The following is a 16,771-nucleotide window of genomic DNA, read 5'->3' as shown; positions in this document are numbered from 1 at the left end:
CGGGTTCTCATGAACTTAGGACGCAGGCTGTTTCTATTTCTAGTGTCTAACCATCATCGGTGTTTTCTGTGAAAGAGGAAGTACTGATGAACCTTAAATCATATGTTATGAAAATGAAAGATTTTTTATGTTCGCAGGCTTTAATGTCGGCAATCTGTTCAAAGAACCTTATGCGTTGGTTGTATTGTCGTACCGTGTTTACCGACGGTAACAACCGCCTTTCGTTCGTCCCCAATCGGGAGTTCTGGGCGTTTGAGACTGACTATACAGATCAACGAGTGTCCCTTGTATAGACTCGGATTATCGGTCTATACCCTTTTATTCTCCAAAGAATAGCTTAGAACTTCTCCTTCTCAACCGGGAGAGATACAAATCATTTGAGACTTTAAAACTTTAATATTATGGGTTTGAAAAAAATACTATTTGTCGGGTGCTTATTGTGCTGTGGGTTAGAAGTATATTCGATACTACCTGCTAATGCAATGAATGGAACAGCACCTATGCCCGAGCAAGTAAAAGAAATCCGTATCAGTGGTACGGTGATTGACAAGAACAGGAATCCACTTCCTGGTGTAAATGTTCGCGTAGCGGGTGAAAGAACTTCCAGCGGAGTTATTACCGATTTAGATGGGCACTTCTATTTGAATGTGCCGGACAAGAACTCGGTAATCGATGTCTCCTACATCGGATTTAAAACCCAGCAGCTGAAAGTGGGTAGCAAGATCAATTTTGATATTATTCTTGAAGAAGATGTAGAAGCCCTCGACGAAGTTGTGGTAACGGGTTACGGTAGTCAAAAGAAGCTTTCGGTAATTGGCTCCATTGAAACCTTGCAGCCTAAAAAGCTACAAGTCGGCTCCACACGTTCGTTATCCAACAACCTGGCCGGACAGATTGCCGGAGTTATAGCGGTGCAGCGTTCCGGAGAACCGGGATACGATTCTTCCAATTTCTGGATTCGGGGCATTGCTTCTTTCTCAGGCGGGCAGACTCCACTTGTGTTGGTCGATGGTATCGAACGCGATTTAAATCACATCGACCCGGCGGAAATCGAATCGTTCTCTGTCTTGAAAGATGCTTCAGCAAGTGCCATGTATGGGGTACGAGGTGCTAACGGCGTCATTATTATCAACACAAAACGCGGTAAAATAGGAGCTCCCTCTGTGAATATCCGGGTGGAACACTCCATCGCAGAACCGACGAAGCTTCCCGAATTCATTGGCGCAGCCGACCACATGACATTGATAAATGAGATAACAAAAGATAGAACACGTTTGCCTTATAGTCAGGAGCAGATCGACAGAACTCGTAACGGCTATGATCCGGATTTATATCCCAGTGTCAACTGGCTCGATGATATAACGAAAGACTATGCATACTCAACCCGTGCCAACCTGACGGTATCGGGAGGTTCCGATTTCCTTCGCTACTCATTGGTCGGTTCCTATTTTGGTGAGAAAGGAATCATGGAAACGGACAAGACCTTGCCTTACGATACAGGAACCAAGCTGACTCGTTATAATATGCGTGCCAACGTCGATTTGGATGTGACCAAAACGACCGTACTGCGTTTAAATGTCGGAGGATTCCTGCAAACACACCGTAAGCAGTCGTTTAGTACCGATGACGCTTTTAACAGGGCCTTTATGACTTCTCCTTTTGTACACCCTGCTCGCTACTCCGACGGAACGATCCCGATCATGTATCTTACTGGTGTTAACCCCTGGGCCGCTGTGACGCAACGTGGATATGACATGGTTACAGCTTCACAGATCCAGTCTCTATTCGCTATTGAGCAGAATCTGAAAATGATAACTCCGGGATTGAAAGCCAAGGTGACCTTCTCTTTCGACCGTTGGAATCAAAGCTCGATCACCAGAGCCAAAGAGGCAACTTACCATAGCATCGCTACCGGTCGTGATATCGAAGGTAATCTGATTCATTCGGTACTGAAATATGGAGATGAATCTTTGGGGCATGGCAATAAAGGTGAGTATGGTAATTCGAGGGTTTACTTTGAAGGAACTTTGACCTATGCGCGCACGTTCGGTAAGCATGATCTGGACGCGTTGTTCTTATACAACCAGCAAAGTTTTGATAACGGTAGCGTGCAGCCTTATCGGAAACAAGGTATTGCCGGTCGGCTCTCTTATACATTCGACAGCCGGTATGTAGCGGAAGTCAATTTTGGTTATAACGGATCGGAGAACTTTGCCAAAGGAAAGCGTTTTGGTTTCTTCCCGTCGGTTGCTGTGGGGTGGTTGCTCTCTGAGGAGCCGTTTATGGAGTCAACCCGAAACACGTTAAGCAAACTGAAGTTGAGAGGTTCCGTAGGGAAAGTAGGAAATGATGATATTGGCGGTCGGCGTTTTGCTTATATGACAACGTTGAATACGAATGCCGGCAAATACAACTGGGGTGATACCGGACAGATCGGACGCACAGGTATTTCTGAAGGAGAAGTCGGGATCGATAACCTGACTTGGGAAACTGCGCTGAAAATGAATATCGGATTCGAATTGGGGTTGTGGAATGAGCTGGAGTTGCAGGTAGACCTTTTTAGAGAAAAGCGGACCGACATCTTTATGCAGCGTAAAATCATTCCTTCGCAAACCGGATTCCTGACTAATCCTTGGGCAAACTTTGGGGCAGTGACCAACCGGGGGACGGAAGTCTCTTTGAACTACAACAAACAAATAAATAAGGATTGGTTTGTTGGTTTCCGTTCGACCTTTACCTATGCGATCAACCGAGTGGACGAGTATGACGAGCCCGAAACAGTGAAAGGTACTTACAAGGGGTTGACGGGACGCTCATTGAACACCCTCTATGGGTTGCAAGCGGAGAGACTGTTCACCGAAGATGATTTCGATGCAAGCGGCAATTTGAAGTTCGGCATACCGACGCAAGACGTCGGAGCTCGACAGTGCGTCCGGGAGATATCAAGTATGTCGACATGAATGGCGACGGTGTTATCTCGGATGCAGACGAGGGCTTTATTGGCGGAACGGTAGACCCGCGCATTGTGTATGGTTTTGGAGGTAATGTGAGTTATAAAAACTGGGACTTGAACTTCTTCTTTCAGGGAACCGGAGACACCCATCGGTTAATCGGTAACACGACCTATTTTATTCCGGGTAGCGGACAGACTTTGCAAGGCAACGTCTATGCCAACTACAACGATCGGTGGACGGAGCAGAATCCGTCTCAGAATGTATTCTGGCCTAGATTATCCGAGGAACCCAATCGCCAGAACTACCGCAACTCCACCTGGTGGAAAAAGGATATGCGCTTTATGCGTTTGAAAACCTTGGAACTGGGATATACTTTGCCGAAAGCAGTTACCGAGAAGATACATTCGAAATCAATCCGGTTCTATGTGAGTGGCAATAATTTGTTCTGCATCTCTCCATTTAAGTTGTGGGACCCGGAATTGAACACCAATACCGGTCTGCGCTATCCTGCCATGCGTACAGTCATGTTTGGAGTTGACCTGAATTTTTAACTTAATAAATGACGATAATGAAATTAAGAAAATATATAGTAGCCAGTTTAATCGGGCTGGCACCGTTAGGGTCTTGTACCTATCTTGACAAAGAACCGGATACGGAGATTGATATAAACATGGTTTTTGAGAATAAGGAGAAAGTAGAGTCTTGGCTGGCCAATGTGTACAGCCGCATACCGAATCCGGGTAACGACTGGTTGAATAAGTATGGTTGGGAAGTCTTCGCGGACGATTTGACCCCTTCCAAGCGTTGGCAGCAGTGGGACTGGCCCAATATTACTAAAATTACCGGCGAATGGACGCCCAATACGCAATGGGCGGGAAGCTTCTGGGATGACCTGCCGCGCAAAATACGTCAGGCTTACATCTTCATCGAACGTGTGCATGCATTGCCCGACGCCGACCTTCCTCAGAAGGAAGTGGACTATATGAAAGCTGAAGCACGTTTCCTTGCCGCATACTATTGGTGGCAATTGGTGGAAACATACGGCCCTATTCCGTTCAGACCGAACTACATTGCCCCGACAGACTTTACGCTCTCGGACTTAATGGTCGGACAAAGACCCTTTGATGAAATAATCAGCCACTTGGATAACGAGATGTTGGAGGCTTCCAAGCAGTTGGCCCCTGTATGGCAGAGTGTAGAGAAGTACGGTCGCATAACTTCCGTCATGTGTCTCACCGTCCGTGCCAAGATGTTATTGTTTGCCGCCAGTCCGTTGGTCAATGGAAATGATTGGTACATCGGGCATAAGAATAAGGAAGGCGAAGAGCTGTTTAATTCCACCTATAGCCAGCTGAAATGGGTGAAAGCTGCTGAGGCTTGCAAATTACTGCTTGATGAGGCTGAACGGGCCGGCTATCGTCTGTATGTAGAGTACAATGACGAAGGAGAGATCGATCCGTTCACCTCGCTGGAGAATCTCTGGTTCACCAAGTTTCAGGACGGCAATAAAGAGATTCTGTTTCCCTTTACAAAGGAAGACGCTTATTCTAGCTATCAGTTTTATACCAATAAGGTAGTAACCAAAGAGTACGGCGGCGGAAATGGTTTGGGTGTATATCAAGGGTTGGTGGATGCTTTCTTCATGAAGAACGGGCTTCCGATACAGGATGATAATTCGGGCTATGTAGAAGAAGGTTTCTCAACGCAGAAAGAGACCCGGGTAACAGCGTGGGTTGGCGGAACAGGACAGAAAGGCGAAGTCACCGCTGCCAGCACGTATAATATGTATTGCAATCGCGAACCTCGTTTTTATACCGCGGTTAGTTATAACGGTTCCTGGTATGCGTTGGCCGGTCGTAAATTCGCGTTCTTTAAGAACCAGAAAGACAATGACTATACGCATGACGCACCTCAAAATGGCTATTTGGTTCGTAAGAAGATCTATCCACAGGATAATCCGAAGAATAAGAGTTATAAATGGCGTCAGGTGTTCCTGTATCGTTTGTCTGCCTCGTACTTAGACTATGCGGAGGCGATCAACGAAGCCCATGACGACAATGCATCTCGCGAAGAGGCATTGAAATACATCAATAAAGTACGTGAGCGTGCGGGAGTTCGACAATATACATTGAGTGCGGTACCGGCAAATGATGCCAAATACATTCATGTGAACGATGATCAGGCGTCAGTGCGTGCGGCAGTTCGTATGGAGCGTCGTGTTGAACTCTGTTGCGAAGGAACGCGATGGTCGGATATCCGCCGTTGGAAAATTGCGGAAAGTCTTCCCGAAATGACCGGTGATGATTATGGCATGAACTTCGGTGGAACGAACAACGCGGAGTTTTATAAACGGACGGTGTTCCAGACACGCGTATGGAAGAAAGCGATGTATTGGTTCCCGATCTATATCGATGAGATTAACAAAAATCCGAATTTGGTTCAGGCGCCTTTCTGGAATTAATTAAAAAGCATAATTATGAATAAGATAATGAGACTAGTATGCTTGCTCTTTCTGATGTCGATCGTAGCGAGCTGCAACAAAGATCCGGAGTACTATACATTGGAAAATCCGGTAGATCAGATGCACTTGAAGGCCTCTGTTGCTGAAACGACTTTGGAGAAAGAGAAGGAGCACGAGGCTGCCGTTACATTTACATGGGATGCTGCTGCCCAACGTGGCGGTGCGGATGCCCGTACGACGTATTATTTCAGAATGTATATGTCGGATCTGCGTACGAATGTGACCGAATTGTATCAGATTGAAACAGGCGAGTTCTCCATCAGCTTTACGCATAGTGAACTGAATGACATCCTGGCTTCTTGGAACATCTTGCCCGGTAGTAAAACGACCATCGAAGCAGAGGTTATTGCCCAAGTCAACTCCTCCGTTCAATATCTCAAGCCGGAGTTGTCGAAAACACAAATCAATGTAACCGGATACGATAAGAATGCCACTGCGATTTACATGGTGATGGTGGCTGATGACGGTGTGAAAACCGTTCGTCGAATGACTGAGAAGGTTGTCGGAACCGGTGTCTATCAGTCGTCAATCACATTGGAACCCTGCAAGTACTACTTTGCACTCAGTGCCAGCGAAGATTATCCGGGTTATGTGAAAGGTGAAAATGGAGATAACTCCTTGAAGTATGTAGGGGCAGGGGGAGACCATGAGATGTTAGTAAATACCAAGTCGGGTACCTATACCGTTGTTGCCGACCTGAATATGTTGGACGTCAACATCGTGCGTATCTATCCTTTGCCAATGGGCGGCGTATGGATTGTGGGTAACTCTTGCGATGTCGGGTGGAACCTCGACAAGGAGAAAGGGGCCTTACTAAGTAAAGACCCGCGTCACCCGGAACGCCTGACTTATACCGGCAATTTCTACTTCAGGGGTGGAGACAATGAGTTTAAACTCTCGTTGGAATTAAACTGGAGCGGTAAATTCTTCTTCGCTCCTCATGCAGGGGCCAATCCTGCTACCGAGCATGAACTTGGAGAGGGAAGGTATCAAAATGATGGAGGTGATTTGAAATGGTCGGTTGCTTCGGACGGGAAATATACCCTGACCGTCGACCTGGATCAAATGAAGATCTACCTCGATCCCGTGCAATAATCTTCGTAGTAAGCTAATTAAAACAAGGAAATCATGAAAAAACAAGTTATTATATGCTGTTTGCTTGCCAGTCTGTTTGTATTGGGAGCTTGCAGTGACGTCGAGGGAGTGGGCGATCCGCAGCCACGCTTGCCGAGGGTGGAAGTGGAGTCTGCCGAGTATTATATCCAGATAACGCAGGAGAATCTGGGGGGAGTCGCTTTTGTATATCGATGGCTGAACCTGGAAAATGCTTCCAAGTACGTCATTACACTGGGTGCGGAAGAGCAGGAAGATACGATCGATGTTGTGAATAAGAGTACCCTGACCTATAACGGCGTTCGGGAGCAACAGTTTACCAACCAGGACATCCTGGGTTATCTGCATGCTTTTGGACTCTTAGCTACTGATTCGAGGGAGGCCTTGATGACAATCACGCTGGAGGCTTTGAATGCGGACGGGGCACCGATAAATGCGGAGGCCGCTAAAGCCTCCAAGACATCCAACATCCATGTGGTAATCGCTCCTGATGTTGACCTGACTACTAACTAATTAAATCCAATATGAGTATGCTTTATATAAAATATGCAATTACAATCGGGCTTCTCTCTGTTTTCTCCTGGGGATGTTCCAGCAGTAATGAACCGAGTGGGGAGGATGTGCAACCGCCTCTGAAAGATAAAGTTTGGTACACCAATCCGGTGATCGACCACGATGCTCCCGACCCTACCATAGAGCGGGCAGCCGATGGAACATTCTATCTCTATGCTACCGGTGGTAACACATCGGTGTATAAGTCCCCCGATCTGGTTCGGTGGGATTACGTAGGCAATGCTTACGAGGAGAAGAGCAAGCCGGCTTGGGAGCCTGAAGCCGGGATATGGGCACCGGATATCAACTATATCGATGGGAAATACGTGATGTATTACTCCATGTCCAAGTGGGGCGGCGGGCAACCTGCGGCATTGGTGTCTCCGTTTCGGACACGCCCGAAGGTCCGTTCACAGATCTGGGCAAACTGTTCAGAAGTAATGAAATTGATGTGCACAACAGCATCGACCCTTTCTATATCGAAGACAACGGTCAGAAGTATCTCTTCTGGGGAAGTTGGTATGGCATCTGGGGAATTGAACTCAGTGAAGACGGACTTTCACTGAAAGGTGGAATTGCACAGGCCAAAGCGACCAAACGGAAAGTAGCCGCCGCCACCAATAACACCCGTGGCTACGAAGCGGCCTACATCCTGAAAAGAGGAGTTTACTACTATCTGTTTTGTTCGACAGGTACCTGCTGTGAGGGTGCCAAGAGTACGTATCAAACCGTACTGGGACGCTCCACCGATCTTTTTGGTCCCTATCTCAACAAAGCCGGTGAGGATATGAACGACAACAAGCATGAAGTTTTGATATCCAAGAATGACGCATTCTTAGGTACTGGGCACAATGCTGAAATCATACAAGACGATGAAGGTAAAGATTGGATACTCTATCACGCTTATCGGACTTCGAACACGGATCTCGGTCGTGTCGTTCTACTTGATAGGGTTTATTGGGATGACAATGACTGGCCGTATGTGCTGGGCGGCGGCTCGCAGGTAAAAGCGGAAGCCCCGGTTTTCAAGAAGAGTAAGTAAATAATGCAGGGTGGCTGTAGATGCAGCCACCCTGCATTTCTAAAAAAAGGAAGACTTTCATTCCTACTTTCAGTATAGGATATTATTTTTGTGTCTAATAAAAGATTGAACCGTAAACTTATTGGTTTTTAATGTAATTATGAAAAAGAAATTACTGTTTTTACTCTGCATCCTACAAGGTGTGCTGTCCGTTTCGCAAGCTCAAAACACGCAGCGGAACATTGCGTATACAGATGCCAATGTACGATTCTCAGTTATCTCCGACGGAGTGCTCCGCTTGGAATACGCTCCCGATGGCGTGTTTGTAGATGACGCATCGCATCTGGCTGTCAATCGGTTATATCCTCAAGCAACTTATCAGCTAAAGACAAGCGGCGGATGGATTGAAATAGCGACTCCGAAAATGAAGATGCGCTATAAGAAGAATAGCGGTCAGTTTACAGACCGGAACCTCGTTATAACCGCTGCAAAGGGGGCTTCTCCTTTTACATGGAAGCCGGGTATACAACAAAAAGGGAACCTGAAAGGGACCTATCGTACCTTGGACGGGATGGATGGAGATACTCAATCGCAAACCTGGGTGGCTGACACAAAGCAAGGCGAAAAGCTGAAACTAGAAGATGGGCTGCTGGCTACCGACGGCTGGACCTTTATCGATGACTCGAAGGGGCTTTTGTTTGATAACGACCCTGATTGGAACTGGGTCAAAGAACGTCCCGCGAATGGAGGTCAGGACTGGTATTTCATGACTTATGGCCGTGACTACAAGGCTGCTTTGAAGGACTACACCCTCTTTTCCGGCAAGGTTCCGTTGCCACCCCGATATGCATTTGGCTATTGGTGGTCTCGCTATTGGCTGTATTCGGATAAGGAGTTCCGGAATCTGATCGACAATTTCCATACGTATCAGATACCCTTGGATGTTTTGGTTGTGGATATGGACTGGCATTATACGGAAAAAGGAAAAGGCGGTTGGACGGGCTGGACCTGGAACAGAGATCTTTTTCCGAATCCGAAACAGTTTCTGGGATACCTCAAAGATAACAAGGTAAAGGTAACGCTTAACCTGCATCCGGCAGACGGTGTGGCTTCCTACGAAGAGAATTACTCGGGCCTGGCGGCAGACATGGGAATCGACCCTCAGAGCAAACAAACCATTCCGTGGATCAATTCGGATAAAAAGTTTATGCAAAAGATGTTTAAGCATATACTGACACTGATGGAAAAGGACGGAGTGACTTTTGGTGGTTGGATTGGCAACAAGGAATCTATGACCCGAAAGTTAAGAACCTGAGTAATACTTGGTGGATCAACTACTCTTTCTTTACGCAGATGGAGCAACATCGGGAAACGCGTCCGATGCTGTATCACCGTTGGGGAGGCTTGGGCAACCACCGTTATCAGGTTGGATTTTCGGGCGATGCGGTTGTCTCCTGGAAAAGTCTGGACTTTCAGCCCTACTTCAACGCCACCGCTTCCAACGTGTTGTATGGCTATTGGAGTCATGACCTGGGCGGACATATCGGTAGCAAAATCGATCCGGAGATGTACACGCGTTGGTTGCAATTTGGGGCCTTGACTCCGATTATGCGCACACACTCTCAGAAGAGTGCCGGGTTGAACAAAGAGCCTTGGGTGTTTAACAAAGAATACGGTGACATTCTCCGCAAGACAATTCGCCAGCGTTATGAAATGGCACCGTATATCTATACCATGGCGCGTAAGGGGTATGATGAAGGACTCTCGCTCTGCCGTCCGATGTATTATGATTATCCGGATAGTAGGGAGGCGTACGATTTTCGTAGTGAATATATGTTCGGAGACGATATGTTGATTGCACCTGCCACTGCTCCGGTAAAAGACGGCTATCTTCAGATGCATGTATGGCTACCTGAGGGCGAATGGTATGAATGGCATACAGGTACCTTGTTGACAGGCGGACAAGTGGTAGAACGTCCGTTCGCTATCGATGAGTATCCGATTTACGTGAAAGCGGGAGCCGTATTGCCGCTTTACACGGAGAAAGTGATGAATCTGAGTGGTAACGATGAAGATGTGGTGGTCACCGTATTCCCGGGTGGCAAGGACAGTTCCTCTTTCACTCTTTATGAAGACAATGGAAATGATAAAAAATATGCGTCGGAATATGCTTTGACTAAGTTGACGAGCTCCCGTCAGGGGCAAGAACAAACGGTTGTCATTGGCAGGCGTGAAGGGCAGTACGCTGATATGCCCTCTTCCCGGTCGTTTAAAGTAAAACTCTTGTCCTCTCTTGTTCCTCAGTCGGTTACCGTCAATGGACATCCTGCAAAGTATGTTTATTCGGGTGAAGAATTTGCGCTTGTGATCGATTTACCTGCCATGCCATGCAATCAGGAAAAAGTCGTAAAGGTGGTTTATCCTACTGAAACGGTACAGCTGAATGGAGTGTTGGGCGTGTCCAACCGGATTGCCAAATCGATGGAGTTGCTTAAATACCGTGATTCGTATATCTGCTTCAAAGAGGAGTTCGGCAAAATGGGAAGCCTACACGAAGCGGTGAGCTATGCGCCTGCTGAGTTACCTACGCTCTTAGCAGAGTTCTGGAAAAGCTATAACGATCTTCCCGAAGTACTGAAACGCCAGGGATTGAACGAAGCTAATGCAAAATGGTTTTTACAGTCTGTGGCTGGACCGCCAAATAAGGACGTAGAACACGTCTCTGTCTGGCTAGGCAGAAAGAATGCGAACAGATAAATAAGGGGCTGCAAAACGAAGAGTTTTGCGGCCTCTTTGGCTTTGCACCGATACTTCCGTCCGAGGAAATGTATGCGTGCAAGGTCTGTTCTGCGCATTTGTGCCGAGCGATGCTGCAAACCTAACGCAGTAACTTATGATTTACACCGGACTTGCGCAGCAGCCGGCACGGGTCGACCGATCAGCCAACGTTAGCCGTCTGATCGGACAACCAAGGTCGCTACTCAGCCAACCCATGTTGGCCAGGCTATTTGATGCTGCATTGCATACCAGTGATGGCTTATGCTTTGCATAGGCATCCCCACTGTTACGGTCGGTTCAGTTCGATGTAACAGCGAAATGCTGAAGGCTGAAACCCGATTTAGGCTTCAGCTTTCAGCCTGAACTTATTATCATACAGCTCGTTATCCCGGAGGCTGAAGGCTGAAAGACAAAAACGAAACATCTTTTTATAGACATTTTTTACCCCAAATACATAGGTGATTCATTCAAACAGGGAAAGAAACACCCCTGGATTCGGGTGGTTCTTTTCAACACTTCCGTTTCTTTGTTCCTTTCGATCCCACTTCGGGCAATTCTCTCTCCCGGCTGACTTATCCCATCGGTGATGAGCCGTGTCGGTTTGTAAAATAACGATCGGTTGCAACCGGGTCGATACACTTCCTAAATATTGTCGTTTTCGATGCGCTTTCGCTCTGTTGATCGGCGAAGAGGTTGGCTTGGCAAATCTCTTCAAGTGTTCGGGCATTACCGATAAAACGCTCTATTACCTGCCCCAAACCATCCGTTTTTCCCGTTTTAGCGGTGTTTGGAACAAAATCTTTTAATCATAGCCCAAATTTTGATATAGGGAGCAGTTGTGGTTTGCTAGTTTTGCTATTACTTTCCAGTGTTGAAAGGGGCCAAGTAGCTTACTCCCAACCGCGGCTGGTTTGTCTGGTTAACAACTAAATCAAAAAGAAGAACATGTGCCATAAATTATTGTCTTTTATTTGTCTATCCCTTGCTTTCATCTCTTGCCGGGCTGATGAGGGTACTTCAACGGATCAAACTCCGCAATCACCGGTGTACAACAAAGTAGTGGCTTGGTATGGAACCTCCATTCCGGCAGGCTTTCCCCATTACGATCAACCCGGTAAGTGGTCGTACGCCAATAAAGCAGTCGTCAAGCTGGGAGGAATCATTCAAAACCGATGTGTGAGTGGCTCTACCTTAATGTTTAAGCCCGGAGTTGAACATTTCGACAACTTGGCCTTTAGCAACGAGAACTTTGAAAAGGGGTACAAAAAACAGCTGCTCGACCTGCTTGGAACCGACCGCGAACCGGATCTATTTGTCTTCGATTTCGGAGCTAACGACGGACAGTTTGATAAGGAGTACTTCCTGAATCTGGATTTGACTCATTTGGATTGGACAGACCAACGTACATCTACTTTTCTGGGTGCCTACAATCGCATCATAACCTCTCTCCTTGCAAAGAAGCCGGGTGCCAACATCGTACTCTTTACCCATTATGCAGATGATGCCGATGAGCCGAACTTCTTCCTGAACGCACGCAATGGGTATCGGAAGATGAACGATCTCATTGTAGCTATCGGGCAGCATTACGGTATTCCCGTTTGCGATGTGCGGAGTCAGACCGGTTGGACGCTTACTAACCTGCGCACCACCTGGTGTAAAGATGGCATTCACCCCGCAGCCGAGGATAATATGGCGGCTGTCGAAGTACTGACTGCAATCGCCTATCGTTTTATCTCCGGGCTGTCTCTCCATTAAGCCAATCCGAACAGGTGGGCAACGATCTGTTCAGGCGGGCTAAATAAAGAGAGAGAATGGTTGTTTTATGAACCTGCGTTCTTCGCTCTAAAGCATCAAATTATGAAAACACTACGTTACCTCTGGCTGCTTTTGGCCTGTTTTTCTTACCTCCTTGCTTGTCTGCCTCTCCGAGTGACAGGCACTACACCTTTCGCTCGCTGAGTATTAACAACGGATTGTCGCAAAACACGGTCCATGCCATACTTCAGGATAGGCAAGGCTTCATGTGGTTTGGTACCAAAGACGGATTAGATCGATACGACGGAATCTCTTTCCACGCCTATATGAAGGAAGCGGGAACTCTCGGCAATAACTTTGTGACAGCCTTGTACGAAGATATTCAGGGACAGATTTGGATCGGAACCGATGTCGGCATTTACATTTACTCTCCACAAACCGAGGCGGTAAAGCGTTTTGAAATAAAGAGTAACAAGCATACCCTTATTGACCATACCATCAACTCCATAACCGGCGATCAGGACGGGGGCATTTGGATTACCTCGCAGGGGCAAGGGCTCTTTTACTATAATCAGTCAAGTAAGCGGATGATAAACTACCTCTCCGATGCTTCCGGCAAGCTGGATTTCACGAACCTAGGCAGGCTTTGCTTCGATTCGGACAATACCTGCTGGATTGATGTGCACGATGGGAATCTATACTATTCGAATGATAAACTTCGGACTTTGCACCCGCTTTTCCCCAAGAACGGGAAAGAGCCTTTTCGGAACGATTACATCTGTAAACTCCTGCCGGGCCCTTACAATTGTCTGTATGCAGGCACCATGAAGGGGTTGAAAGAGATCAACCTGACCAATAAAACCGTGCGAGAGCTTCTCTCCAAAGACGAATCGGGAGATGATATTTATGTCAGAGAGATTGCCTTTTACTCCGATGACGAGTTGTGGGCGGGGACCGAGTCGGGGTTGTATATCTATAACTTGCGTAGCGGGAAGGATATTCATCTGCAGAATGTAACCGGCGACCCGTATTCAATCTCCGACAATGCCATTTACTCGATCTGTAAAGACCGGGAAGGAGGCATGTGGATTGGTTCCTATTTCGGAGGAGTCAATTACTATCCGATGCAATACACCTATTTTGATAAGTACTACCCCCGTACCGAATCCGATGAGATGGGCAAACGAGTACGTGAGTTCTGCGCCGATCGGGACGGTACGATTTGGTTCGGAACAGAAGATAAGGGTTTGTTTCGTTACAATCCGACAACGGATGAGGTTACGGCATTCCATCACCCGGAGATTCACCGCAATGTACACGGACTCTGTTTGGATGGAGATTATCTGTGGGTGGGCACTTTCTCCAAAGGATTAAATCGAATAGATTTGAAAACGCACGCAGTCAAGCACTATAGTAACTTATCCAATGACATCTTCTCAATCTGTCGGACCACTTCCGGTAAGGTCTGGATCGGAACAACCATCGGTTTGGCACGTTACCACCCGGAGACTGACACTTTCGAAAAGATCCCGGAACTGGAAGGCGTGTTTATTTACCACATCAAAGAGGATAAACAAGGGAATCTGTGGTTGGCTACCTATGTCAATGGGGTTTATAAGTGTAACATACGTACCGGCGAGTGGGAGCATTTCGTCCACAGCGATGCCGATCCGCATAGTCTTCCTTCCAATAAGGTGCTGAATGTCTTCGAGGATAGTCAGAATCAACTTTGGTTTACGACGCAAGGAGGAGGGTTCTGCCGCTATGAGCCGATGGAGAAGAAGTTTATTTCTTACGACTCCCATACCGGGTTGCCGAGCAACGTTATCTATCGGATCGAAGAAGACGAGAAAGGATTGTTCTGGATTACAACGAATAAAGGCCTGTTGCATTTCGACCCGAAAACCGCTAAGTTTAAAGTATATACGTTGGCAAACGGGTTGTTGAGCAATCAATTCAATTACCAATCCAGCTATAAAGATAAGAACGGGCGGATTTATTTAGGCAGTATCAATGGTTTTATTTCCTTCGATCCATCGACCTTTGTAGGCAATGACTTCATTGCTCCGGTGGTTATTACCGATTTTATCCTGTTCAATAAGAATGTTCCCGTGGGGACTAAAGGCTCTCCGCTGCAACAAAGTATAACTCTATGCGATTACCTGGAGCTGAAGTCGAGTCAGAATTCATTCTCTTTCGGTGTGGCCGTCCTTAGTTTTCAGGCTCCCGACATGAATACCTTGATGTACAAACTGGACGGCTTTGATACCGAGTGGTTTCCGGTGGGGAAGGGGCTTATCACCTATTCCAATTTACCTTCCGGTACGTATACCTTAATGGTGAAAGGCGCCAATAGCGATGGAATATGGAACCCCGACGTTCGGGCGCTGAAGATACGTATTCTACCGCCGTTCTACTTGTCGGTATGGGCCTATGCCTTCTACTTTCTACTCATCGTAGGGAGCGCTTTTGCTGTTCTTCTTTATTTGAAACGGCGTTCGGCTAATAAACATCAACGGGCTATGGAGAAGTTTGAGCAGGAGAAAGAACGGGAACTCTATATGTCAAAGATCGACTTTTTCACCAATGTGGCACACGAAATCCGTACCCCGCTGACACTCATCAAGAGCCCGTTGGAAAGTGTGTTGCACGAAAAAGAACTCGCGAAGGATGTCCGGATGGAACTCGAGATCATGGATCAGAATGCCGAAAGACTGCTGAACCTGACCAACCAATTGCTCGATTTTCGTAAAACGGAAAATAAAGGATTTCGACTCAATGCCGTGGAGTGTAACCTGCTCGATCTGGTGCAATCTGTCTATAATCGTTTTACGACCTTGGCCAAACAGCGGGCGTTGGACTTTACAATCGATCTTCCGGATGGCGAACTATCAGTTTCTGTGGATAAAGAAGCCCTGACAAAAATACTCAGCAACCTACTGACCAATGCGTTGAAGTATGCCGAAACCTACGCTCACCTCAGTTTGTCTGTTGATGTGCAGCGAGAAACCTTCTCTATTCGGATGACTAACGACGGCGAAATTGTACCGCCGGATATGCGTGATGAAATATTCCGCCCCTTTGTACAGTACCGGGATAGTAAGAGTTCCATCCCCGGTACCGGGATCGGACTTGCACTGGCTCGTTCTTTGGCCGAGTTGCACGATGGAGTTTTAGTGATGGATCAAGCTACAGACTGCAACCGTTTTATTCTCACCATTCCGATTGTACACCGGTCGGAAGAGGAAATAACCCGGCTACCGGATCCACTCATTCCCGGCGAAGCGGTCGAGGCGGAAAGAGCTTTCATGGAGAAAGACAGGCATAAGAAGGCCACCATTTTAGTCGTAGAAGACAATAAAGATATGTTAGGATTCGTATCGAGCAACTGGCCGCCCTGTACAATGTGTTTACGGCTGCGAATGGAGTCGAAGCATTACGTATCCTCTCCCGGGAGGATGTCAACCTGGTTGTCAGTGATGTGATGATGCCCGAGATGGATGGATTGGAGCTTTGCACCCACCTAAAGACCAACCTCGAATATAGCCATATCCCAGTGATCTTGTTGACAGCCAAAACGCATATGGAATCGAAGATAGAGGGACTTGAACAAGGAGCCGACGCATATATCGAAAAACCTTTTTCGGTGGAATACCTACGAGTGAGCGTAGCCAATCTGCTAGCCAATCGGGAGAGACTGCGGCGCAAGTTTATCGACTCTCCCTTCGTGAAAGCCGATACGATGGCGTCGACGAAAACGGATGAACTCTTTATGCAGAAGCTAAACGAATACGTGCTGCAGCATTTGGACAATACCGAACTATTGATCGACGATATGGCCGATTCGATGAATATGGGGCGTTCCAACTTCTATCGCAAGTTGAAAGGCATACTCGATATGAGCCCCAATGAATACCTGCGACTGGAAAGATTGAAAAAGGCTGCTCAGCTTTTGTCCGAAGGAGAATATGGAGTTGTGGAAGTTGCCTATATGGTTGGCTTCGGTTCGCCATCCTACTTTTCGAACTGCTTCAAAAAGCAATTCGGAGTCCTGCCCAAGGATTTTGCGCCGTGAAC

Annotated in this window: 6 protein-coding genes and 4 pseudogenes; 9 read left to right on the top strand and 1 reads right to left on the bottom strand. The window is 47.1% G+C overall.

Annotation, left to right across the window (positions count from 1 at the left end):
• The first annotated feature begins 107 nt into the window (after nucleotides 1–107).
• From JCM10512_RS08605 to JCM10512_RS08575, 7 genes and pseudogenes are all read left to right on the top strand, one after another.
• Nucleotides 108–293: a hypothetical protein gene (locus tag JCM10512_RS08605; RefSeq protein ID WP_148298328.1), complete on the top strand. Its 186-nt coding sequence runs from the start codon at nucleotides 108–110 to the stop codon at nucleotides 291–293.
• 108 nt (nucleotides 294–401) lie between these two features.
• A pseudogene (locus JCM10512_RS08600) lies at nucleotides 402–3,505 on the top strand (SusC/RagA family TonB-linked outer membrane protein).
• Between the two features lie 17 nt (nucleotides 3,506–3,522).
• The gene (locus JCM10512_RS08595) at nucleotides 3,523–5,415 is read left to right on the top strand and encodes a RagB/SusD family nutrient uptake outer membrane protein (RefSeq protein WP_044162228.1); all 1,893 of its coding nucleotides are present in this window, start codon (nucleotides 3,523–3,525) and stop codon (nucleotides 5,413–5,415) included.
• Nucleotides 5,416–5,430: 15 nt separating this feature from the next.
• The gene (locus tag JCM10512_RS08590) at nucleotides 5,431–6,570 is read left to right on the top strand and encodes a SusE domain-containing protein (protein ID WP_044162224.1); all 1,140 of its coding nucleotides are present in this window, start codon (nucleotides 5,431–5,433) and stop codon (nucleotides 6,568–6,570) included.
• 33 nt (nucleotides 6,571–6,603) lie between these two features.
• Nucleotides 6,604–7,101: a hypothetical protein gene (locus JCM10512_RS08585; protein ID WP_044162223.1), complete on the top strand. Its 498-nt coding sequence runs from the start codon at nucleotides 6,604–6,606 to the stop codon at nucleotides 7,099–7,101.
• Nucleotides 7,102–7,118: 17 nt separating this feature from the next.
• Nucleotides 7,119–8,182 (top strand): annotated as a pseudogene (locus JCM10512_RS08580) (family 43 glycosylhydrolase).
• Between the two features lie 139 nt (nucleotides 8,183–8,321).
• Nucleotides 8,322–10,918: pseudogene (locus JCM10512_RS08575) on the top strand (glycoside hydrolase family 31 protein).
• 593 nt (nucleotides 10,919–11,511) lie between these two features.
• Here JCM10512_RS08575 and JCM10512_RS08570 read toward each other — a convergent pair.
• Complete coding sequence (locus JCM10512_RS08570; RefSeq protein WP_044162222.1) at nucleotides 11,512–11,697, bottom strand: hypothetical protein; 186 nt, start codon at nucleotides 11,695–11,697, stop codon at nucleotides 11,512–11,514.
• Between the two features lie 187 nt (nucleotides 11,698–11,884).
• On the opposite strand from JCM10512_RS08570, the gene JCM10512_RS08565 reads away from it, so the two are divergent.
• Nucleotides 11,885–12,694 carry an SGNH/GDSL hydrolase family protein gene (locus JCM10512_RS08565; RefSeq protein WP_081741261.1) on the top strand — a complete coding sequence of 270 codons (810 nt, stop codon included), beginning with the start codon at nucleotides 11,885–11,887 and terminating at the stop codon, nucleotides 12,692–12,694.
• Nucleotides 12,695–12,796: 102 nt separating this feature from the next.
• Nucleotides 12,797–16,769, top strand: a pseudogene (locus JCM10512_RS08560) (hybrid sensor histidine kinase/response regulator transcription factor).
• Nucleotides 16,770–16,771 lie beyond the last annotated feature (2 nt).

Source organism: Bacteroides reticulotermitis JCM 10512, from assembly GCF_000517545.1.
Lineage (GTDB): Bacteria > Bacteroidota > Bacteroidia > Bacteroidales > Bacteroidaceae > Bacteroides > Bacteroides reticulotermitis.
The sequence above is the reverse complement of the archived record's forward strand: the minus strand, read 5'-3'. Positions and strand labels throughout refer to the sequence as shown.